Consider the following 21890-nt stretch of genomic DNA (forward strand, 5'->3'; position numbering starts at 1 on the left):
GAGCATTGATGAGAGACCATGAGTTGCAGTATTTCGAGGAGATATTACTGACGCGTAAAGCTCAGATTATCAAAAATCTTACCGGCGTCGAGAGCGAAATGAATCAGTTACGTGAGATGGAACTGAATGACGAAGGTGACTATGCATCTGCCAGCAATGACAACATGGTTGAAAATGCTATCGGATCACAACAGATGCATGAACTCGAAGAGATTGAAGCGGCACTTTATAAAATCAAATCCAAACAATACGGTATTTGTGAAATGTGTGAAGATGATATCGGTTTCCAGCGTTTAAAAGTAAAACCGCATGCAAAATATTGTATTGTATGTCGTCCGATCGTTGAAAAAAATAAACACTAAAAGGGAGAGAAAATGCAACTAAAACGGTACACCATTGCTTCACTTATCTTAATGATCTTAGTCGGTGCTGCGGTCTATTCGATTGATAATGAATCAATATCTTTTGATTTATTAGGGATGCATTTTCCAAATCTTCCGGTAGCTTTTTGGGTGGTTGTTCCACTGATTATTATGTACCTTGCCAGTTTGCTACATATGGGTGTTTACGCGTTGGTCGGAAATTTCAAACTTCGTCGTTTGAATAAAGATCACGAGAAAATGATCGATGCGCTTCGTGACTCATTGCTTGGGGTGAATGAACGCAATTACGTTTACAAAAGCGATGCCTATAAACTCATGGGTAAACTTATCGACAATGCTCTGATCCTTCCCTACGAAACCCTTCGTTCGGTTGGAAACGAAAAAATCGATGAAGCTCTTGAATTAATGCGTGATGTTAAAGAGAAGAAAAAAGTGGATATCAAAAAATTCCATTTGTCTTCAACAACATCGATTGCTATTCAAAATAATTTGAACCGCTTTGAACGCGGAGAGATGGATGCAGATTCTGTCCTCTCACGCCCTGACAGTTACGGTGAAATCGTTTGCGCTAAAGCGTATGCATCGTATGTAAAAACGGCATCGGTCGGATCGGTGATGAAGTTTAAGCATCTCTTTACGAAAGCATCTTTGATCGATTTCGTTCAGCGAATCAATGCGGCAGAAAACGGTATTCAAATCACTAATGAAGAGTTGGCAACAATTTTCAGCTCACTTAAACTTGACAGTAACGATTGGATCGATATTTCGGCAGGAATGTCTAAAAACATGCTTCCTGAACAACGTATTAGGCTGTTTGAAGTACTAAGCGAAAATAATGACGAAGCAATGGAAGGGTATCTGTACACTCTTTACGATTTACAAATGATTGATACAGCAAATGAGATTTTGAACAATACGTCGAACAACGATTATCAAATTTTCAAAGCGTATCGTGATCTCAAACGTGCAAACAAACACTACGATATCGCGATCTTTTTACGCCGCAATTGCTAAATAACATCATTATAAGATAGCGTTTATCGCTATCTTCTCCTCCAAGGTAATTTTTTATGACTCCTAAACTCTCTTTTGAAACTCCTGTTTATGCGCTTGCCCCCCTTGCCGGATACACGGACTTGCCATTTCGTAATGTGGTTAAAAAATTCGGTGCCGATTTGACGGTGAGCGAGATGATTAGCTCAAATGCACTTGCTTACGGTTCGGAAAAAACCATTCGTATGTTGGAACGAAGCCCGAACGAAGATCCTTACTCCGTGCAGATTGCAGGTTCAGAAGAGGATATTGTTCGTCGTGCAGTCGAAGTCCTCAATGGTGTTGAAGATATTGATATTATCGATCTCAACTGCGGATGTCCTGTCCCTAAAATTGTTTCTCACGGTTCAGGAAGCTCACTTTTAAACGATTTGCCTCGGATGGCCCGGATCATTGAAACTATTAAAAAAACTTCCAATAAGTCAACGTTGAGTGTTAAAATTCGACTTGGATTTGAAAGTAAAAACCATATTGAGATCGCCAAACTGGTTCAAGATTGCGGCGCTGATTTTCTAGCGGTTCATGGGCGTACCCGTGCGGGAAAATTTAAAGCTCCCGTCGATTATGACGCGATCGCTGAGATTAAAGCTGCTGTTGGTATTCCTGTGATTGCTAATGGCGATATTGACTCCTTTGAGAAAGCGCAATGGGTGTTGGAACACACCAAAGCCGATGGTGTAATGATCGGGCGCGGAGCCGTCGGAGCACCGTGGATTTTTCATCAGCTTAAAACCGGAAGCGCTACTGTAGATCCGCTCATCAAACACGCGATCATTATGGAACATTTAGACGGCATGATAAGCTGTTACGGCGGACGAGGAGTTGTGACATTTCGTAAACACATTCACACTTATTCAAAAGGATACGAGGGTGCATCGGTATTACGCGATCTGGTAAATCGCATCGATGATCCGATCCACTTCCGTGCCGTAGTCGATGAGTTTTTTCTCACTCACCGACAAATCGGTGAAGGTTTCAAAGCTTCTGATATGAAGTGTGAGTGCTAAAATCCTCTTTTAACTTCCTCCTTTCGCTATAATATCCTCACTTTAACAGTGAGGCACAAAATTTGTCAATTTTTAAATCTTCTATTTTAAACTCCATCACATCGTGTGTAATGATGTGTGCGTTGTATGGATCGAAGGAGGGTGAAATTGGGATTGTGGAGGGGAGATGAATAGCATGGAAAATGAAGTTATTTCTATTATAAAATTTGGTGCAAAAAGATATATTCAGGACTTGTATGAAAATGGAACTGTATTTATGCAGAGGCTTTATAACTACCCAAAAATTGAGCATCCTGAAATAGGCGATAAAAACGAAGGTATTTCTCATCTTTTTCAAGCTGAACAAACTAAAATGAGCATCAATGGAAGAGATATTGAACCGATCGGAGGTATCAAAATATTAGAATCAAATGCTTATAATCCTTTTATATACTGCACATATGCTTTACGAGAACAGCATTTTGAGAATGGTGTTAATTGTATTGATAGAAGATGTTTAGATCTCGGGGATTCTGCATTTATATTTAAAGACTTCGATAAATTTTACAGTTTACTTAAAAATGCTATTGCTGAAGAAGATAATATTTATATGGATTTGGTTACTTATGCTGATGAAACAACATATAACGGTGAAATGGGGATTTTTAAGAAACTAAGTAGTTATCAACATCAAAGTGAACATAGAATTGTTTTAGAGTCTAGTTGTAAAAGTCAAAATATACAATTTGGTTTAGGGTCTTTAAAAGAAATGTCATATGTGGTTGATACTCAAAAATTATTAGATACGTTGAAGAAAAACGGGAACAATCTGAATTAAAATCTCTCGTTCCCACTTTTCAAGTGGGAATGCAGACTGACACTGTACACTTCCACTCTCCTGAGTGGGAGCGAGAGAGAAATAGGAAATAGGAATAGGTTGAATGACAATGTACAATAAAATAGTGTCTCAATGAATAGTGAAATCATCTATTATTTTCACACTTTACCAAAAGATGATGACGGTCATTCCATTATCGGTATGATCGATCAAATCATTATTGATATAATCAATGCGAAAGTTTCCTATGTTGTGATCAGTGAAGTCAGTTTGATCAAAAATCTAAATCATCATAGAGATTTGGATATTAATGACTATAAGAAACTTTCATACATCATAATGAATCATCACGTTGTTGTCCAAGATGGTGAAAAAACGGTGGGTGTCGTCCATATCAAAGAGGATAAATACTATTTTGCTCTCAAAGCAACGGTATCGGGAGAAACGATTTTTTTAACGTCATTTAGAAAAACAAGTGATTTGGATTTGAAACGGTTGAAAAGAAAAGTGGAAAAGAAAAAAGCTGTTTTGATTTTCGGAAGTTTGTGAAGCCAAAAGGCGAAGGACTCTCATCCCCTTCTAAGACCCGTTCCTAATTAAAGGCGGTACGGCCGAGAGATTCACCGCGTCTTCCTTTTGGTATCGATAAAATTATAGCATAATAGTAACAAAACGTTACAAAAAAACAGATAAACTGAATGACAATGAGCAATGTGCGAGTGCTGATTAAGATTTTTTAGTTTTTGACTAAATCGTTTGTTATAGTCTGCCATTAGTCTCTTTGGCTACAATCGCACAAAAAGGAGATGATTTTGGAAATAGATTTTTACAATGCCGGAATGAATGCCTACAGTGCAAAGCGATTTGAGGAAGCCAAAGATTGGTTTATCCAAAGTGAGGATGATCCTCGTTGTTTTTATGCTTTGGGGACTCTCTATTACAACGGTCAAGGGGTAGTGCGGAATTTTACCCAATCAACAGCGTATTATTCCAAAGCGGCTGAAGCGGGGATTTTACCCGCTCAGGTGAGTGCCGGATTTGCGTATGCCAATGCGATGGGAGTTCCTGAAGATTTTGACAAAGCAGCCTATTATCTCAAAATGGCGGTAGCGCAGGGTGAACCGGCAGCTAAGATCACGCTGGCGGAGATTTACGCAAAAGGGTTTGCCGGAGGGAGTCGTAAAGAAGCGGCAGTATTGATCCGTGAAGTCTTATCGAGTACCGGCGGTGAAGAAGCGTATGATGTTTACACCCGTTATGATTTAGGAAATGTGAAATAAAAGGGGAAAGGGGTATTAATACACCCCTGAGGCTTTTTCCTTATAAGAATCAAAAGCTTCATCTTGTGCAGGTGCAAGTTGAAAGTATCCGTCAAGCTCACGATGTTTAGACTGTAAAAGACTTTCAAATTCGTTTTGAGTAATCGGGATGTTGTCTTGGAACTTGTCAAGTAAAAGTGTGTTGTTTCCTAAGAGTACCAAATAGCTCATGGTTCCGTAATCAAGCATTGCTACGGTATGGGCAGGATCAAGGGTTTTTTGGAACCGGATATGAACACCGCCCATATCCGTGGAGGTTTTAATCGGTGCTGCAGGAGAAGATTTCGCTTCGGAAGAGAATTTATTAAAAAGCCACGGTGTTTTTGGCTCACTGTGGATAGTTTCAGCCCGTTTGGCAATATTTTGTTTGAGCCAGAACAAAATACCGATTCCGATCAGCAAAATAGCGATGACGACATAATAGCTCTGTTCGAATTCGCTGTCACTTTTGGTCGGAAGCCCTTCAACCGCAGTTTCGTCGACCGGAGGAATCACCTCTGGGATATCGGAGACTACCGGATGCATAAAACGGAGTCTCAAACCGTACGAATCGGATGTCTTTGAGGCTTGCATGGTAACGTCATTACTGACTTGTGCCGTAATTTCAATGTTATCTCCTTGCGGTGCAATGGAGAGTTTTCCCAAATATTTAGAATTAACATCCTTAAGTTTCGGGGCTTCAATAAATGCCTCTTCAAGTTTGACTATAACGGTATCACCCTGACGATTTTGTCGAAGTACCCCTTCATAGGGGGTATCGAATGTCAGCATGACATCGACGCGATCGTTACGATCATAAACATTGTAGCTTAGAACTTTGGCACCCCATAACAGTGCCGGCAGAAGGAGAAGGGGAAGTAAATATCTCATAGTCTCTCTTTTGAAAGGTAATAAAGTACGGCACTCGAATCGAGTACCTCATTGATACGGATTGCTAAGTTTTTTTCATACACCATAACTTCACCTTTACCAATGATACGGCGATTAACATACGATTCTACGCTCTCACCGGCCGGTTTGCCCAAATCGATGACAGACCCTTTTTCCAGTTTTAGAATATCTCCGAGCGAGAGGGTTGTCTGTCCTAAATCGGCGACAAACTCAACCTCCATATCCAGCAATCCTTCATAATCCATCCATGAAAGCTCTTTGGCGGCATCAAAGGGGTGATTGGGAAGTGAACCTCCCGAGGTTGCTACAGTCTCATCCATAGTTTAAAGCCTTTTCAATGCAATTGTCATTGCGCCGTTCTCGACGCTAAGGTGTTGTATTCCATCCAGATCACCTTCAGTATCACCATTTGAGACGAAAAAAGGGGTCATAATACTCATGGTCGTTTCATACGACTCTTCAGCCAGTACTTTTGCACTTCCGACGATCATATTGGTTGTCTCCAAAAGCATATCAATAAGTGTCTGTTCATCGCTCTCATCTTCACCCAGAAATGTTTCCGCAATGAATTGGATCAGAGTGTCATCGCATCCGATATAGACCCGATGTAAACTTTTATCATGTGATTCAACATCGATATAAGCAAGAAGTGTTCTCTTTTGAGGAAAGTCGGTGATTCGTTCAAAGGGGAGGCGTAATTGGTGGAGGCAAAAATTCTCAGCTGCATGAACAATGATCGGTAACATCGTTATCCTCATTCTCGTTAATTTCTCCCGCATCCGAAAGATGCGGGAAGCTTTAGGGGGTTGTAGGGACATTTGTCCCTGCCACTTTATGAGCTTTGCCCAGAAAGTGTCTAACAACAGTATGAGAATTGATTATAGCGTAAAATCAGGTTATCTAGAAGGGGTTTTATTGAAGGACGAAGGGAGTATAATCGCGCGATAAAAATGTTACTGAAAGAAAAATATGACGATAGAATTAGCTCTTTTAGGGATTGGGGTCGGCACACTCTCGGGATTTTTCGGAATCGGCGGTGGTACGGTCAGTGTCCCCATTTTACTTTATTTGGGTTTCGGTATCAAAGAAGCGATCGGTATATCGGTGATGCAGATGGTGGCAGGGTCGTTAATGGCGGCTTGGATTCACCATAAAAAGCAGACTTATGTCGTAAATGATATCAAATATTTCGGATACGGCGGTATACTCGGAGCAATGGTTGGAGGCTTCTTGGTCAAAGTACTGGATGCGACGATTTTAGAATGGTTTTTTTTAACTATCGTGGCGTTTACTTTGGGGCGCTTAGCGTTCTCCAATCCCGTCCCGACACGATCTGAAGTGATAAATCGACCTCTTTACACGGTCATTGGAAGTGGAATAGGGGTGTTTTCCGGGATGTTAGGAGTAGGGGGATCTATCCTTATGACTCCGATATTGGTGAGTTTTATGGGCTTTCCTCTGAAAAAAGCATCGGCAGTGGGGCTTTTCTTTGTCATGTTCACCTCTGCTTCGGCTTTTGGAACCTTGCTCTGGCTGGGGATGATTAATGTGCATGCCGGATTGATCATGGCGCTCAGCTCTCTGGTGGGAATAATGATAGGGATTTGGCTTTTAAATCTTGTTAAAATAAGCCAATACAAACAGATATTGATCGTTTTTTACGTATTTATTTTTGCCATTACGGCATACAAACTGATCGCGGGGTAAATAGTTATGGATAAAATAAAAATTATTGGTGCACGAGAACACAATCTCAAAAACATTTCATTGGAAATTCCAAAAAATAAACTGATCGTATGTACCGGAATCAGCGGAAGCGGAAAATCGACGTTAGCGTTTGATACCCTTTATGCTGAAGGGCAACGTCGTTACATCGAATCACTCTCTTCGTACGCACGGCAGTTTTTGGATCGTGTCGGCAAACCGGATGTGGATAAAATCGAAGGGCTCACCCCAGCCATCGCAATCGATCAGAAAACCACCTCCAAAAATCCCCGCTCAACGGTAGGGACGATCACCGAAATCTATGACTATCTCCGCCTTTTGTATGCCCGTATTGGAATTCAGCACTGTCATCTCTGCGGTAAAAAAATCTCTAAAATGTCGGCTCAGGATATTATCGATCAGGTATTGAAACTCCCTGATGGGGCAAAAATCGTTATTTTGGCACCGCTCGTTCGGGAGAAAAAAGGTTCCTTCGCCGATATTCTTGAATCGCTTCGGCACAAGGGATACGTTCGTGCGATGGTGGATGGGGTCATGGTACGCCTTGATGAGGAGATCGAACTCTCAAAAACCAAAAAGCATACTCTTAAAGTGGTGATTGACCGTCTGATCATCAAAGATGACAACCATGATCGTGTGGCTCAAGACGTCGAAAAAGCGCTCAAAGAGTCCTATGGCGAGGTAGAGATCGAAATCCAAAACCATGATGAAGTAGGGATGAGCGAAAAACTAATTCACTACAGTGAGCATAGTGCCTGTTTTGACTGTAAAGTGAGTTTTGATCCGCTCGAACCCCTCTCGTTTTCGTTTAACTCTCCCAAAGGGGCCTGCAGCGAGTGTGATGGTCTGGGAATCCGATATGCCCTCGATTATGACAAAATCATCGACTCTGAACTTCCCATCGAGAAAGGGGCGATCAAAATCGTATACGGGTTTAACAAGGGGTATTACTTTACCTTCCTAAAAGCGTTTTGTACCGCATCGGGGATCAGTATCACCGCACCGTTTTACACCCTTGAAGAGTATCAAAAGAAAGCGATTCTCCACGGCAGTGTCGATGAAGTAGAATTTAAATGGCAAGATCACCCTATTAAACGCACGTGGCCGGGGATCGTCCGAATTGCCTATGATATTTTCAAAGATGAAAAAGATCTCGCCGATTATATGTCTGAAAAACCGTGTAATATTTGTAACTCTCACCGGCTCAAGCGGGAATCATTGGCGGTACGCGTTGCCGATAAAGGGATCGGTGACGTGATCTCTATGCCGCTTAAAGATTCGTACGCATGGTTTGCCGATCCTCAGACCTTTGAAAATCTGAGCGATCAAAGTTCGATGATTGCCTCTTCAATTTTGAATGAAATTCGTGAACGTCTTTTCTTCCTCTATGATGTGGGGTTGGGGTACCTTTCCCTCAGCCGTGATGCTCGTACCATCAGTGGGGGTGAAGCACAGCGTATCCGTATCGCTTCACAGATCGGGAGCGGTTTGACGGGGGTGATGTATGTCCTCGATGAGCCGAGTATCGGGTTGCATGAGCGTGATACCCTAAAACTGATCCGTACTCTTCGATCTTTGCAGGAGAAAGGGAATACGGTTATTGTCGTTGAACACGACAAAGAGACGATTGAGAATGCTGACTATATCGTGGACATCGGACCGGGTGCGGGGAAATTCGGCGGTAATGTCGTTTTTGCCGGAACCCTCGAAGAGATGAAAAAAAGCGATACCCTCACCGCACAGTATCTTTCCGGTCGGAAAAAGATCGAGTATTTTTACCGTAGAGAGCAAAAAGAGTGGATGTCGATTAACAATGTCACCCTTAATAATATTACCGATTTAAGCGTCAAAATTCCTCTGCATAATTTTGTTTGTGTTACGGGAGTGAGTGGGAGCGGGAAAAGTTCGCTGATTTTACAAACGCTTCTTCCGGTTACTCGTGAGATTCTCAACCATGCCCGAAAAATCAACCGCGTTGCAGGGGTCGAAGTGGAGGGGTTGGAGAAACTCGATAAAGTGATTTATCTCGATCAAAGTCCTATCGGGCGTACACCGCGTTCCAATCCGGCCACCTATACCGGGGTGATGGATGAGATTCGTAACCTTTTTGCTAAAACCAAAGAGGCACAGATTCGTGGATATACGGCGTCACGCTTTAGTTTCAATGTCAAGGGCGGGCGATGTGAGAAGTGTCAGGGGGAAGGGGAGATCAAGATCGAGATGCACTTTTTACCTGACATTATGGTCAAATGTGATTCATGTCACGGCAGCCGCTATAACCTCCAAACGCTTCAAGTGGAGTACAAAGGGAAAACGATTTCGGATGTTCTCAACATGAGTGTTGGGGAAGCGTTGGAATTTTTTGCTCCGATCCCGAAGATCAAAGCAATTTTGCAAACGTTGAGCGATGTGGGATTGGACTATATTACTCTAGGACAAAATGCGGTTACCCTCTCCGGCGGGGAAGCACAACGGATCAAACTGGCCAAAGAGTTGAGCCGCCGCGATACGGGGAATACTCTTTATATCCTCGATGAGCCGACGACAGGATTGCATTTCGATGATGTCAACCGCCTCACGAAGGTCCTCCATAATTTCGTGGAATTGGGGAACTCGGTACTCGTTATCGAACATAATCTCGATATGATTAAAAATGCCGACTATATCATCGATATGGGACCCGAAGGGGGAAGCGGAGGCGGATTGCTCGTCGCACAGGGTGATCCAGAATGTGTTGCTCGAGATTGGGAAAAAACCGGAAGTTTTACCGGAAAATATTTGGCTCTTGAGCTAAATAGGCTATAATAACCACAATTGCTTTTGTAGAGGATTATGTTAATGAAAAGCTCGATTATAAACAGTATTAAATCTTTGCCTCCGCTTCCTAAAACCGTTATTGATATGCAGCGGGTATGCAACGATCCCAATTCATCGATTCATGATTTGGTGAAAACCGTTGAGACCGATCCGATGATCGTTGCAAACTTACTCAAAGCGGCAAATTCACCCCTTTACAGCTTTCGTCGAGAGATCAACAATGTCGGTCAAGCGGTCGCATTGTTCGGGATGAGTATGACCCGTTCAATCGGACTTGGCAATTCGGTACGAAAACTGTTGAATGTTGATATGGAACCGTATGGAATCACTTCAGACCATTTTGCTGAGATTTCATCGATGCAGGCGGCCTTGATGCACAACTGGTATACTAAAATCGACCGTGCAAAAGCGGATAAGCTTTTTCTTGCGTCATTTTTACAAGAGACCGGAAAAATTATTATTGCCAGCGATGTCATTCAAGAAGATTTGGCAACAAATTTTAAGGCTGATATCGATTCGGCTATCGACATCGCCTCTGTTGAGCGCTCATACATCCAAGAGACGACGGCAACGGTAACAGCAGCGATCTTTACCCACTGGAATTTCGATAAAGAGTTCGTTGAGATGATTGAATACTCCGATAATCCTGAAAATGCTCCTGAAGAGATCAAAGAGTTTTCTACGGCTCTTCATATTGTGAAAACCATCATTCCGATCAATGATCCGTTCGGAGAACACGGAGTAGCTTTTGGACTTAAAAAGGCAGAAGCAGCAGGATATGATGTGACAAAACTTCAAGCGGCGATTGACTCGATTCTTGATAAATTGCACGTGAACTAAAGTCGATTAATGGCGCAGCAAGTCGTTACCATTATCGATACGTTTGGATTTTTTTTCCGCAGTTTTTATGCTCTTCCTCCGCTCAAAAATAAACACGGTTTTCCTACCGGTCTTTTGACCGGATTTATCAACTTTATCGCCTCTTTGCACAAAGATCACAGCAGTGATTATCTGATATTTGCCCTCGATGCAAAAGGGCCGAGCTTCCGTGCCGAAATTGACCCCAATTATAAAGCCAACCGCTCTCCGGCACCCGAAGAGTTGGTCATGCAACTTCCTATCGCGATTGATTGGATCGATAAAATGGGGTATAAATCGCTTTCCATGAGCGGCTATGAAGCGGATGATATGATTGCTTCGGTTGTGAGAGCAGCGCGACAACACGGATTCTTGGTACGCGTTGTTTCCCACGATAAAGACCTCTATCAGCTGATCGATGACGATCGGGTTGTATTGGTCGATGCGATCAGCAAAAAAGTGATGAATGAACGCCATTGCGATGAAAAATACGGGGTTCATCCGCGTCAGTTTATTGATTATCAATCCCTGATTGGAGATACTGCCGACAACGTCCCCGGGGTTAAAGGGATTGGAAAAGTAACGGCGCAAAAGCTTCTTGAACAGTTTGGGACATTGGATGAGATGTATGCGAGGCTGGACGAGGTGACACCGCCTCGGATCAAAGGGCTATTGGAAACCTATAGGGATGATGCGTTCCGCTCTCGTGAGTTGGTTCGCCTTAAAGATGATGTGTTTGAGACTCTCGATTTTTCTGAGTTTTCGATGCACTTTGATAATCCGTTTTTACCGATTTACGATGATTTGGTCCATTATGAGATGAATGCGGTACTTCGTACTCTTAAAGCGAAAGCACTGTTTGAAGAGTCGCAATCATCTTCTTCACCTTCGTTGGTTGTAAATGAGGTTAAAACCCCTATACCGACACAATGTGAGAGTATTGATGGATGCAGTGTATTGATTGATCATGATGCCGATTTAATGAGTATCATTGCTTCGATCTCTGAAGATACCCTTGTGGCATTTGATACCGAAACCACCGGACTCGATCCTATTAAAGACCATTTAGTCGGGTTTAGTTTTAGTCTGGATGGTAAAACGGGGTATTACGTCCCTATGAATCACAGCTATCTTGGTGTTGGGAATCAGGTTACTGCCGATTCTGCCAAAAAAGCGATCAAAGAAATTTTTACCCATAAAGTCATAGGGCATAATATCAAATTTGATCTCCATTTCGTTACCCGATTTTTAGAGGTGGATCGTCTCTCTATTTATGCTGACACGATGGTGTTGGCGTGGCTTACCGATTCGGCACGCTCACTCTCTATGGATAATCTTTCTCAGAATCTTTTGAATCATGAGATGATCCATTTTAAAGACACAGTCAAAAAAGGGGAAAACTTCGCCTCCGTAGCGATCGAGGATGCGTGTAAATACGCCGGAGAAGATGCCTATATCACCTATCGTCTCTACGACGTACTCCGTGAGCAACTATTGCTTAAAGGGGGTCAGGAAGCACTCGATGAAGCATTTAATGTTGAGTTTCCGTTTACCATCACGTTACTGGGTATGGAGAGAGAGGGGATTGCCGTCGATACGGCAGTATTGGAACTCTTTAAAAAAGAGGTAGCCTTAGAGATTGCAACGCTTACCGAGCAAATCCACAGTGCGTGCGGCACGGTCTTTAATCTCAATTCTCCGAAACAGCTGGGAGTTATCCTATTTGAAACGCTTGGATTGCCGCACGGCAAAAAAACCAAAACGGGATACAGTACGGATGAGCAGGTTTTGGAAGGATTGAAAAATGAACATCCGGTCATAGCGATGTTGCTTCAATACCGTGAGTATCATAAGCTCTTTTCTACGTATATCGAACCGTTGATTGCGTTAGCGCAAAATGATCCCGCTTCCCGTATTTATACCTCGTTTGTTCAGAGCGGTACGGCTACGGGACGGCTCAGTTCTAAAAATCCAAACCTCCAAAACATCCCCGTCAAAACGGCACTGGGAATGCGTATCCGAGAAGCATTTATTGCCCCTAAGGGGAAAAAACTGATCGGAATCGACTATTCGCAGATTGAATTGCGTCTTTTGGCCCATTTTAGCGAAGACACTGTGTTGGTCAACGCCTTTAATGAGGGGCACGATATCCATATGCAAACGGCGATAGCCCTTTTCGGTGAAACCGAAGCCGCGAGTAAACGTAACATCGCTAAAACAGTCAATTTCGGTCTATTGTACGGGATGGGACAGAAAAAGCTCTCCGATACACTGGGGATTACGACGAAAGAGGCAAAAGAGATCATCGAGCGCTATTTCGAGACGTTTCCGAGTGTCAAGGGATATTTCAGCGGCATCGTCGAGCAGGCTAAGGAGATGGGTTATGTTGAAACATTGCTGCATAGACGACGTTATTTTGATTTCGCTTCTGCCACTCCGATGCTCAAAGCGGCGTATGAGCGCGAATCGGTCAATACGGTCTTCCAAGGCTCTGCATCCGATCTCATCAAACTCTCGATGAACAAAATCGATACGATGATCCGCACCGAGGCTCTTCGCGCCCGAATGCTATTACAAATCCACGATGAACTGATTTTTGAGGTGGATGAGGATATGGCAGAGGAATATGCACGCCGTTTTGTCGAGGTGATGGAAAGCATTTTAGAACTGCGTGTCCCGCTGAAAACCTCGATGCATATCGGGAATCACTGGGGTGAGTTGAAATAACAATCAGGAGAGTAACGTGGTCGAAAAAATCTTAGCCAATCTCGAAAAATCCAATTGTGTGAGCGATGATACATTTCTGCAAGCGGTGAGTGAAGTCCTTACTTCACTGGAGCCAATCGTTAAAAGCGATCCGCGCTATGAGCAGTTCGCCATTTTGGAACGTTTGGTAACTCCTGATCGTGTTATCCAGTTTAAAGTTCAATGGCTCGATGATAACAATCAAGTTCATATCAACAACGGCTACCGTATCCAGTTTAACAATTCTCTCGGACCCTACAAAGGGGGATTGCGGTTTCATCCCAGTGTCACGACAGGGGTTTTAAAATTTTTGGCGTTCGAGCAGATTTTTAAAAACTCTTTGACGGGTCTTCCGATCGGCGGAGCCAAAGGGGGATCGGATTTCGATCCCAAAGGTAAAAGCGATTTCGAGATTATGAAGTTTTGCCATGCCTTTATGCGTGAACTTCACCCTTATATCGGTGCACGTGTCGATGTTCCGGCGGGTGATATCGGAGTAGGGAGCCGTGAGATCGGATACCTGTTTGGAGAGTACAAACACATTACCCGAAATTATGACGGGGTACTCAGCGGCAAACCGTATGCTTTCGGTGGATCACTCATGCGTCCGCAGGCGACGGGATACGGCGTCGTTTATTTTGCACGGGAAATGTTAAAAGAAGAGTTGCAAGAGTCATTGGAAGGGAAAATATGTACGGTGAGCGGTGCGGGGAATGTTGCCCTTCATACCATCGAAAAACTTCAACAGTTGGGTGCCATTGTGGTGACATGCAGTGATAGTTATGGGACGATCTATGATTCGAACGGGATTGATTTGCCCCTCTTACGACATCTCAAAGATGAGGGGAAACGGCTCTCATTGGAAGGGTATGTTCGAGAAATCCCTCATGCTGTGTATACCAAAAAATCAGATTACCCTAAAGACGGACATGCGGTTTGGAATTATCCGTGTTTCGCGGCATTTCCGTGCGCGACTCAAAATGAACTTAGTGTATCCGATGCACAAAAATTAATAGAGAATGGATGCGTTGCAGTAGTGGAAGGGGCGAATATGCCGACGGAGCCCGAAGCCATCGCACTCTTACAGCAAGAAGGTGTGTTGTTTTCCCCGGGCAAAGCATCGAATGCCGGAGGGGTAGCGGTGAGCGAGTTTGAGATGTCCCAAAATGCCTCAATGGAGAAATGGGATTTTGATAAAGTGGATCGTAAACTCGATGAATTGATGCGTCAGATATACAAACGGGTTTCATTGACTGCAAAAGAGTACGGAGTGGAACGAAACTTCGTTGACGGAGCGAATATTGCGGCCTTTAAACGGATTGCAGAGGCTATGTTGCTTGAGGGAGTTTGAGTATTAATTTTTAATTAACAAATATTTACCCAACACCCACTACAATACCAAATATTTTTCACATAGGTTACCCATGAACAAAGTTCTCTCATTTCTAAGCTCCATGAAAACCATGGCAGCTCTTATGCTCGTTTTTGCCGTTGCAATCGGCTATGCTACATTTGTCGAAAATGATTATGGCTCTATGACAGCCAAAGCTGATATTTATAACGCACGTTGGTTTGAGATTCTTCTTGCATTATTGGCAGTCAATTTGACGCTCAATATTATAAATTTCAACATGGCACGTCGTGGTAAATGGCTCGTATTTACCTTTCATGCCGCTTTTTTGATTATCCTTGTCGGTGCGGCGGTAACCCGTTACATGGGATATGAGGGGGCGATGCATATTCGTGAAGGTGAGAGCAGCGATGTGATCATCAGTGCTGAGCCATACGTAACGTTTAACGTAGTCAAAGGTGAGAAAACTTTTGATTTCAAAGAGAATCTTTTTCTTTCAAAACGTACTTCCAACCATTTTGAGCGAATTTTGGACGTTGATGGCGAACAAATTCATGTGAAACTAGAGAGCTACATGGGTGATGCCCATTATGAAGCAGTTGCAGATCCAAAAGGGTCTCCACTCTTTAATCTAATGGTTACCGGAGCACAGGGGGCACAGCAAGTATCCCTTAAAAAAGGTGAGTTTGTTGAAGCGAACGATATCGTAATCGATTTTGACTCCAACAAAACCTTTGATAAACCGGTGATTGCGTTAAGTGTTGAAGGGGAGAAGGCGTATGTGACGACTCCGGCTGCTCTTTCGACGCTTAGTATGGATACGCAGCAGACGGCTTCTTTGAATGCAGGTAAACACGAAATACTGAAACGTACTTTGTTCCAAAGTGCCCAAAGCGGGTTTGTTTTCCGTGATTTCCTCCCTAAAGCATCGATGCAGTTGGTCTCGAAGCCTGCGAAAGGGCCTATGGTGCAGGGAGAGGACGCTATTACTTTAACGCTTTCACGTGCAGATAAAAAAGAGAGTATCGTGGTACTTGGATCTGTTGGAGAGATTGGAGAAGGCAAAAAGGTAGCTTTGGATGATATGGTCATTGAGGTTGCCTACGGCTCAATCGAACGTAAAATTCCATTTGCAGTCGCATTGCGCGATTTTGAGTTAGAACGTTATCCAGGATCAATGTCTCCGGCATCGTACGCAAGTGAAGTGAGTGTGATCGATCCTGCCAATCAGGAAAAATTTGATTTTCGTATCTACATGAACCATATTCTTGATTACCAAGGGTACCGTTTCTTCCAATCGTCATTCGATCAGGATGAACTCGGAACCGTTCTCTCCGTTAATCGTGATCCGGGGACGCTGATTACCTATATCGGCTATTTATTACTTGCTATCGGTATGTTTGGCGTATTAATCGTAAAAAATGGTCGATTTGCAGCTTTGGGTGAAAAACTCAAATCTTTGGATACGAAAAAAGCAGCCGCAGCTTTGGCGATCATCGTTATGACATTGGGGACAACCAACTCTATCGCTGCCGAAGCTGAAAATCCGGTCATTAAAGTTGCCAAAGGATTTGATAAAGCGCATGCCGATAAATTCGGTCATTTGATCGTTCAAGATTCCAGCGGACGTATGAAACCGATGGATACGCTAAGCCATGAAATCTTGGCAAAACTAAACCGAAACGATACGTTTATGGGGCTCTCTTCCAACCAAGTGGTTCTTGGGATGATGCTTCGTCCCGATGCGTGGCGTGAGATTGCGATTATCCGTACAGGAGACAAAGAGGTTAATAAACTGATTGGACTCCCTGAAGGGGCTAAAACGGCTGCATTTGCACAGTTTTTTGAATTTCCCGATGAGATCAGCGGATACAAACTTGCGCAGCTCGTTGATGAAGCCAACCGTAAAGCACCGGGTAAACGCGATAAGTTCGATAAAGCATTGTTGCAGGTGGATGAACGGGTAAATGTCGCCTATATGGTGTATACCGGCTCATTGGTACGTATGTGGCCTAAAGCGAATGATAAAAATCACAAATGGGACGCAACGATTGAGGCCTTACAAGGTTTGAGTCCGAAAGAATCCGAAATGGTCCGTCTTTTGGCTATCGGATATTTCGGCTCGATTGATGAAGCGATGAAGAGCGGTGATTGGAAGAAGGCGGATGAAGCATTAGCGCGTATCGATAAATTTCAACGATTTGTCGGGGCAAGTGTCTATCCGAACGATACCAAGTCAAAAGTGGAGATTTTCTACAACAAAGCGAATGTTTTCGAACAATTATGGCCTCTGTATTTCGTAGTCGGATTCACATTGCTCATCTTGTCTTTTATCAAAATTATCAAACCGGCTTTCCGAGAAGAGTGGTTGAGTAAAGTCTCTTTTTCTCTGTTGGTTCTTTTCTTTGCGGCACACACTGCAGGTTTAGTTATGCGCTGGTACATCTCAGGACATGCTCCGTGGTCAAACGGCTATGAGTCGATGATTTATATCGGGTGGGCGAGCGTACTCGCCGGATTCATTTTCTCTAAACGTTCTATGATGACAATGGCGGCAACGGCGATTATGACAGGGCTTATCCTCTTTGTTGCTCATCTCAACTGGATGGACCCTCAGGTGACAAACCTCGTTCCGGTTCTTCAATCGTATTGGCTGGCTATCCACGTTGCAATGATTACGGCGAGTTACGGTTTCCTCGGTTTGGGAGCGTTGCTGGGGATGATTACCCTTATACTTTTCATCCTGAAAAATGAAAAAAATTCGAATCGTTTGAACCTCGCGATTAAAGAGCTTAATGCCATCAATGAAATGAGTCTTATCGTCGGTTTGGTCCTTCTAACCATTGGGAACTTTCTCGGGGGAGTCTGGGCGAATGAGAGCTGGGGACGTTACTGGGGATGGGACCCGAAAGAGACGTGGGCGCTCGTAACAATTTTGGTTTATGCTGTGGTTATCCACTTACGCATGATTAAAGGCGCTTACAGTGACTATATCTTTAGTGTGGTATCATTACTGGCATTTACTGCGGTGTTAATGACCTATTTCGGGGTAAACTATTATCTTGCCGGTATGCACTCGTATGCAAAAGGTGACCCTGTCCCGGTACCGGATTTTGTACCGTGGACCTATGCTGTAATCGCTATCGTTATTGCGATGGCTTATCCGAAACGGAGTACACGATAAATGAGCGAAGCGTTAAAAGAACTTTTTGACGCGTATAAACATCTCCCCGTTGGGGTGATGTTTTTTAAAGAACATAAACTCTTTTTTGTAAATGATCATCTGCGTACGGTTTTGCTTCTTCAGAATCTCGGGAGTGATGAAGTTATCCATATCATAGGGGATATGGTCGGACTTGAGAACGCCTCACACGAATCTCTTTGTGATTTTTTATCTTGCAACGGCTTTTTTCTTTATCGTGATCGGATATTACAGATCGATCAACAACATTTTGATAATACCGATGTTTTTGTGATCGTCCGCGTAACCGATGAATCGATTAATACTATCGATAAAACACGTTCTTTGAGAGAACTGCGTCAAGATAAAATAACCGTTGATGCCAAACTAAGTGATGATTCTTATCAATTATTGAATAAAGCATTGGGGAATTGGGAAAAGAACCATTTCCCATCGGTAGTATTGTATAAGGGGATTCCGATCAAAGGAGATTGTACAATCGTCCATGCTCACAATGGGGAAATTGCGATCAGAGTTGAAAAGAAACAGCTTTCCGCAGCTGCGATCGGTATTTTATGGCTCATTGGCAGCAATCGGGAAAAAATGCTTTCGGGTGAAGTGAGCAAATACGATTTGAATCAATCGGTAGTGTGGTTAAAAAATCTTCAGATGGTTGCAGATGGTTTCCATATACGTCAGGTTATACGTTACGGTGCCTCTTTGGAAGATAAAATGATGCTGAGCATTAACGGTAAAAGATATACCTCTTCTTTACATGATGTTTCGGAAAAAGGGGTATCGATTCAAACGGACGATGCGGCACTTTTAATTGCTTTATCCTCAGCAAAGGGGAAAACTCTGAATGCGGAGCTGAGTTTTGCAAATATCACAATAACGGTTCACGCGGTTTGGCTTTATACCATCGCATTAGAAGCGGGAACGCTGATGAAAACGGCTTTTACCATCGGATATGATCTGCATAATGGAAGTTTGTTGCGTGAATGGCTGAACTCTAAACAACTTCAACTGATTAAAGAAGTACGTACTTTTGTCCAAATGATACCTGCACCGCCAATAAACGAAGAGTCGGAGTGGATCATCTAAACGAAATTTTCTCTTTTATCGTTTCGCCAGAGATGATTGTAAGGTTTCTAAATTGCTAACCATTTTTTCATCTAACATAATAACGGATACCGAGACGGTTATCCCTACCTCTTTGAGCCATTGGGCATAGAAATCATCAATATTGGGTATCTCTTCATCTTTTCGAAAGATAATAAAGTCATCCCCTTGAAAGCGGATAATCGGTAGTTGTGGGCAATATTCTTGAAGCATTTGCGCATAATGTTTAAGCAAATCATCCCCTTTGTCCCATCCGTATATTTTATTAAAGTGACCGATATTCCCGAGATTGATGAACCATAGCTGTCGATATTGGCTAAAATCCGGTTCAAAAAAGAGAAAATTGAGATAGGCAGAGGTATAAAGTCCCGTGAGGGAATCTTTGTAAAAATAGGAGAAACGTTCCATCTCCATAGGGGTAGTAGGGCGTTGAGAATGGGCAACTTCCAAAGAGATGGTACTGAGTGTTATGAGTGCTGCATCGATCACATCGGCACGGAATTTAATTCCTCGGACGGATCTCAATTCTTCTAACGCTTCTTGCAGCGTCTTTCGCCCTTTATAGATTCGGTTGGTCGTCATAGCATCGAAACAGTCGGATACCGCCATAATCTGAGAGAGCAGAGGGATCGCATCACCGGATATTTTATGGGGATATCCACTTCCATCGAGACGTTCATGATGGTATCGAACGATTTCAGCAATCGAGGCAAAGATATCAACCCGTTTTAAAAGGGCATAACCGGCATCCACATGTTCTTCAATAAGTGTCCGTTCAATCGGATCAAGGAGACCGGGTTTGAGTAAAATTGAATCGGGAATAGATACTTTACCGATATCATGCAACGCACCGGCACGGTAGAGTTCTTCTTGTATCTCTTGTGAAAGTCCCATTTGAGCTGCAACAAGACGTGAATATTCACCGACACGCCGTCCATGTCCGGCCGTATAGTTATCGCGTTGTTCAATCAAGGAGACAAGGGAAAAAAGATTTTGTTCGTATAAGTCGATTTTTTCCTGAATTCGTGATACGGAGGATTTGTACCCCCAGTGAAAGCTTAATACGCCCAATATCCATACCCAAACTAAAATGAGGGCGGTTGTTATAAGCCCTTTTTGAAATACGTCATCATAACGGTTCATAGGGAGGGTGATGGTCAGTGCACCACGTATATCCCCAATCTTGTATCCTTGATCGGCATGACATTTCATACACTCAGATTTTATAAAGAAAGGGATCATGTAGCTAAGAGACTTTTGGTTTCCAACGGTATGAAATTCATAGACTTCTTGTCTGGTTTTAAGGAGTGTCTTGAGCGATTTTTTTTCCCATGAATCAGGAATATTTTTTGGATTGATGTTTTTATCGCTTGATAAATGGCTTCTGATACCGTAAAGTGAGCTGTATTGTTCCGTCATTTGACGTAATGCATAGGCTGGATTAATGAGGGTAAGTTGGACTCCCGTTGTGGTATTGAGATCGCGATGTTTGACTTTTAGATAGGGGTTCGGGAGTAGCTCTGCAGTAATAGGGACATAAACACCGCCGTGTGTTGCCACCCATTTTCGAAATGCAATATCTTTATTAATACTGGTTTTTGCTTCGAGCAGAGCGAGCTCTTTGACTTGCTCATATTTTTGGTAGGTTAAATAGACAAGTATCAGAGCAATAAAGACCGTCCATATTACTCCAATTGTTGCAAAGATTCTGAAAAGCTGTTTTTTGTCTTTTTTCATAAACGCCTTTCCATAAAAACGTATTAGTTATATTAATAATATCGGCTGTTTATTTAAACCAACCTTTTACTTTTTCGAAGGTTGATTCGAAAAGGGATTCATGAGGTTTGGATTCGATTCCGAAACTCTCTTGAAGCTTTTGGAGAAGCTCTTCTTGTTCGGAATTGAGCCGATTTGGGTAGGTGAGGTGGATTTGTGCGATCAAATCCCCTTTCCCGCGTCCATGAACATCGGCGACCCCTTCACCACGGAATCGATACTGTTGGCCGTCTTTGGTCCCTGTTTCGAGTTCGAGTGTGACTTCGCCGTTTAAAGAGGGAATAGTAATATCTTCGCCCAAAACGGCTTGGGTGAAAAATACCGGAACTTCGAGGTAGATGTCGTTTCCGTTACGGATAAAGTGACTGTCTTCTTCGACTTCAAATGTCACGTACATATCCCCTCGCACACCGCTTTTACCGATATTGCCGCGACCCGATACGCGTAAACGGTTTCCGGTATCGATTCCGGCAGGGACTTTGATCGTGACGCTCTCTTTGGTCTCCGTGTAGCTTTTGCCTTTACAATCACCGCATTTCTCACTCGCCATCGTCCCCTCACCATGACAAGCAGGACAGGTTTGAGAGAACGTCATAAACCCTTGGCGTACGTAGACTTGCCCTTTGCCGCCGCATTGGCTGCAAGAAGTTATTTTCCCCTCTTTAGCTCCGGTCCCTTTACACGTTTTGCATGAACTTTTTGCGCTAAAGGTTACTTCTTTCTCACATCCGAAAACGGCCTCTTTAAAACTGACCCGCATCTCGACACCCATATCGAGAGGGAATTTATCCGCTGCCGCACGAGATTGTTTGCGTCCGCCGCCTGCAAAGCCGTTGAACATCTCT

The 21890-nt window shown here is 43.1% G+C and carries 18 protein-coding genes; 13 read left to right on the plus strand and 5 right to left on the minus strand.

Annotated features, from left to right (window positions below; genetic code table 11):
- The first annotated feature begins 8 nt into the window (after positions 1 to 8).
- The 6 genes from dksA (at position 9) to A3G19_RS11405 (ending at position 4540) form a co-directional block, all read left to right on the plus strand.
- On the plus strand, positions 9 to 362 hold the full coding sequence (gene dksA, locus A3G19_RS11380; RefSeq protein ID WP_015653385.1) for an RNA polymerase-binding protein DksA: 354 nt from the start codon (positions 9 to 11) through the stop codon (positions 360 to 362).
- A 12-nt stretch (positions 363 to 374) separates the two neighbouring features.
- A complete protein-coding gene (locus A3G19_RS11385; protein WP_015653386.1) occupies positions 375 to 1397 on the plus strand; it encodes a hypothetical protein in 1023 nt (340 codons plus the stop codon).
- A gap of 56 nt (positions 1398 to 1453) precedes the next feature.
- A complete protein-coding gene (gene dusB / locus A3G19_RS11390) occupies positions 1454 to 2443 on the plus strand; it encodes a tRNA dihydrouridine synthase DusB (protein WP_015653387.1) in 990 nt (329 codons plus the stop codon).
- A gap of 175 nt (positions 2444 to 2618) precedes the next feature.
- Entirely contained in the window at positions 2619 to 3260 is a 642-nt protein-coding gene (locus tag A3G19_RS11395) for a hypothetical protein (protein ID WP_294872979.1), read from the plus strand.
- A 132-nt stretch (positions 3261 to 3392) separates the two neighbouring features.
- Positions 3393 to 3809: a hypothetical protein gene (locus A3G19_RS11400; RefSeq protein ID WP_294872981.1), complete on the plus strand. Its 417-nt coding sequence runs from the start codon at positions 3393 to 3395 to the stop codon at positions 3807 to 3809.
- Between the two features lie 263 nt (positions 3810 to 4072).
- Positions 4073 to 4540, plus strand: a complete 468-nt coding sequence (locus A3G19_RS11405) for a tetratricopeptide repeat protein (protein WP_015653390.1) — start codon at positions 4073 to 4075, stop codon at positions 4538 to 4540.
- A gap of 15 nt (positions 4541 to 4555) precedes the next feature.
- Here the strand turns inward: A3G19_RS11405 and A3G19_RS11410 are convergent, their stop codons facing one another.
- Genes A3G19_RS11410 through A3G19_RS11420 form a run of 3 tightly spaced genes read right to left on the minus strand, consistent with a single transcriptional unit; the run spans position 4556 to position 6216 of the window.
- Positions 4556 to 5449, minus strand: coding sequence for a hypothetical protein (locus A3G19_RS11410; protein ID WP_015653391.1), 894 nt, complete (start codon positions 5447 to 5449; stop codon positions 4556 to 4558).
- The gene (gene fliN / locus A3G19_RS11415) at positions 5446 to 5790 is read right to left on the minus strand and encodes a flagellar motor switch protein FliN (RefSeq protein ID WP_015653392.1); all 345 of its coding nucleotides are present in this window, start codon (positions 5788 to 5790) and stop codon (positions 5446 to 5448) included. The genes A3G19_RS11410 and fliN overlap by 4 nt, the downstream gene beginning before the upstream one ends.
- A 3-nt stretch (positions 5791 to 5793) precedes the next feature.
- Positions 5794 to 6216 (minus strand): chemotaxis protein CheX, encoded by a 423-nt coding sequence (locus tag A3G19_RS11420; protein WP_015653393.1) that lies wholly within the window; start codon positions 6214 to 6216, stop codon positions 5794 to 5796.
- A gap of 223 nt (positions 6217 to 6439) precedes the next feature.
- On the opposite strand from A3G19_RS11420, the gene A3G19_RS11425 reads away from it, so the two are divergent.
- From A3G19_RS11425 to A3G19_RS11455, 7 genes are all read left to right on the plus strand, one after another.
- Entirely contained in the window at positions 6440 to 7177 is a 738-nt protein-coding gene (locus A3G19_RS11425; protein WP_015653394.1) for a sulfite exporter TauE/SafE family protein, read from the plus strand.
- Between the two features lie 6 nt (positions 7178 to 7183).
- Positions 7184 to 10000, plus strand: coding sequence for an excinuclease ABC subunit UvrA (gene uvrA / locus A3G19_RS11430; RefSeq protein WP_015653395.1), 2817 nt, complete (start codon positions 7184 to 7186; stop codon positions 9998 to 10000).
- Between the two features lie 33 nt (positions 10001 to 10033).
- Positions 10034 to 10852 carry an HDOD domain-containing protein gene (locus A3G19_RS11435; protein WP_015653396.1) on the plus strand — a complete coding sequence of 273 codons (819 nt, stop codon included), beginning with the start codon at positions 10034 to 10036 and terminating at the stop codon, positions 10850 to 10852.
- Positions 10853 to 10861: 9 nt separating this feature from the next.
- Positions 10862 to 13597 carry a DNA polymerase I gene (gene polA / locus A3G19_RS11440; protein WP_294872984.1) on the plus strand — a complete coding sequence of 912 codons (2736 nt, stop codon included), beginning with the start codon at positions 10862 to 10864 and terminating at the stop codon, positions 13595 to 13597.
- A gap of 16 nt (positions 13598 to 13613) precedes the next feature.
- Entirely contained in the window at positions 13614 to 14966 is a 1353-nt protein-coding gene (gene gdhA, locus A3G19_RS11445; protein WP_294872985.1) for an NADP-specific glutamate dehydrogenase, read from the plus strand.
- Positions 14967 to 15039: 73 nt separating this feature from the next.
- Positions 15040 to 18150, plus strand: coding sequence for a cytochrome c biogenesis protein CcsA (gene ccsA / locus A3G19_RS11450; RefSeq protein ID WP_294872988.1), 3111 nt, complete (start codon positions 15040 to 15042; stop codon positions 18148 to 18150).
- Complete coding sequence (locus A3G19_RS11455; RefSeq protein WP_294872990.1) at positions 18151 to 19251, plus strand: hypothetical protein; 1101 nt, start codon at positions 18151 to 18153, stop codon at positions 19249 to 19251.
- 15 nt (positions 19252 to 19266) lie between these two features.
- On the opposite strand, the gene A3G19_RS11460 is transcribed toward A3G19_RS11455, so the two are convergent.
- Both A3G19_RS11460 and A3G19_RS11465 read right to left on the minus strand, forming a co-directional pair.
- Positions 19267 to 21006, minus strand: a complete 1740-nt coding sequence (locus tag A3G19_RS11460) for an HD domain-containing phosphohydrolase (protein ID WP_294872992.1) — start codon at positions 21004 to 21006, stop codon at positions 19267 to 19269.
- A 49-nt stretch (positions 21007 to 21055) separates the two neighbouring features.
- The coding region (locus tag A3G19_RS11465; RefSeq protein WP_294872994.1) for a DnaJ C-terminal domain-containing protein at positions 21056 to 21890 on the minus strand (835 nt) is incomplete at its 5' end.

This window comes from Sulfuricurvum sp. RIFCSPLOWO2_12_FULL_43_24 (genome assembly GCF_001829605.1).
GTDB lineage: Bacteria > Campylobacterota > Campylobacteria > Campylobacterales > Sulfurimonadaceae > Sulfuricurvum.

Coding starts and splice junctions, on each gene's coding strand:
- dksA (WP_015653385.1), top strand. CDS start 9: ATGAGAGACCATGAGTTGCAGTATTTCGAGGAGATATTACTGACGCGT.
- A3G19_RS11385 (WP_015653386.1), top strand. CDS start 375: ATGCAACTAAAACGGTACACCATTGCTTCACTTATCTTAATGATCTTA.
- dusB (WP_015653387.1), top strand. CDS start 1,454: ATGACTCCTAAACTCTCTTTTGAAACTCCTGTTTATGCGCTTGCCCCC.
- A3G19_RS11395 (WP_294872979.1), top strand. CDS start 2,619: ATGGAAAATGAAGTTATTTCTATTATAAAATTTGGTGCAAAAAGATAT.
- A3G19_RS11400 (WP_294872981.1), top strand. CDS start 3,393: ATGAATAGTGAAATCATCTATTATTTTCACACTTTACCAAAAGATGAT.
- A3G19_RS11410 (WP_015653391.1), bottom strand. CDS start 5,449: ATGAGATATTTACTTCCCCTTCTCCTTCTGCCGGCACTGTTATGGGGT.
- fliN (WP_015653392.1), bottom strand. CDS start 5,790: ATGGATGAGACTGTAGCAACCTCGGGAGGTTCACTTCCCAATCACCCC.
- A3G19_RS11420 (WP_015653393.1), bottom strand. CDS start 6,216: ATGTTACCGATCATTGTTCATGCAGCTGAGAATTTTTGCCTCCACCAA.
- A3G19_RS11425 (WP_015653394.1), top strand. CDS start 6,440: ATGACGATAGAATTAGCTCTTTTAGGGATTGGGGTCGGCACACTCTCG.
- uvrA (WP_015653395.1), top strand. CDS start 7,184: ATGGATAAAATAAAAATTATTGGTGCACGAGAACACAATCTCAAAAAC.
- A3G19_RS11435 (WP_015653396.1), top strand. CDS start 10,034: ATGAAAAGCTCGATTATAAACAGTATTAAATCTTTGCCTCCGCTTCCT.
- polA (WP_294872984.1), top strand. CDS start 10,862: ATGGCGCAGCAAGTCGTTACCATTATCGATACGTTTGGATTTTTTTTC.
- ccsA (WP_294872988.1), top strand. CDS start 15,040: ATGAACAAAGTTCTCTCATTTCTAAGCTCCATGAAAACCATGGCAGCT.
- A3G19_RS11455 (WP_294872990.1), top strand. CDS start 18,151: ATGAGCGAAGCGTTAAAAGAACTTTTTGACGCGTATAAACATCTCCCC.
- A3G19_RS11460 (WP_294872992.1), bottom strand. CDS start 21,006: ATGAAAAAAGACAAAAAACAGCTTTTCAGAATCTTTGCAACAATTGGA.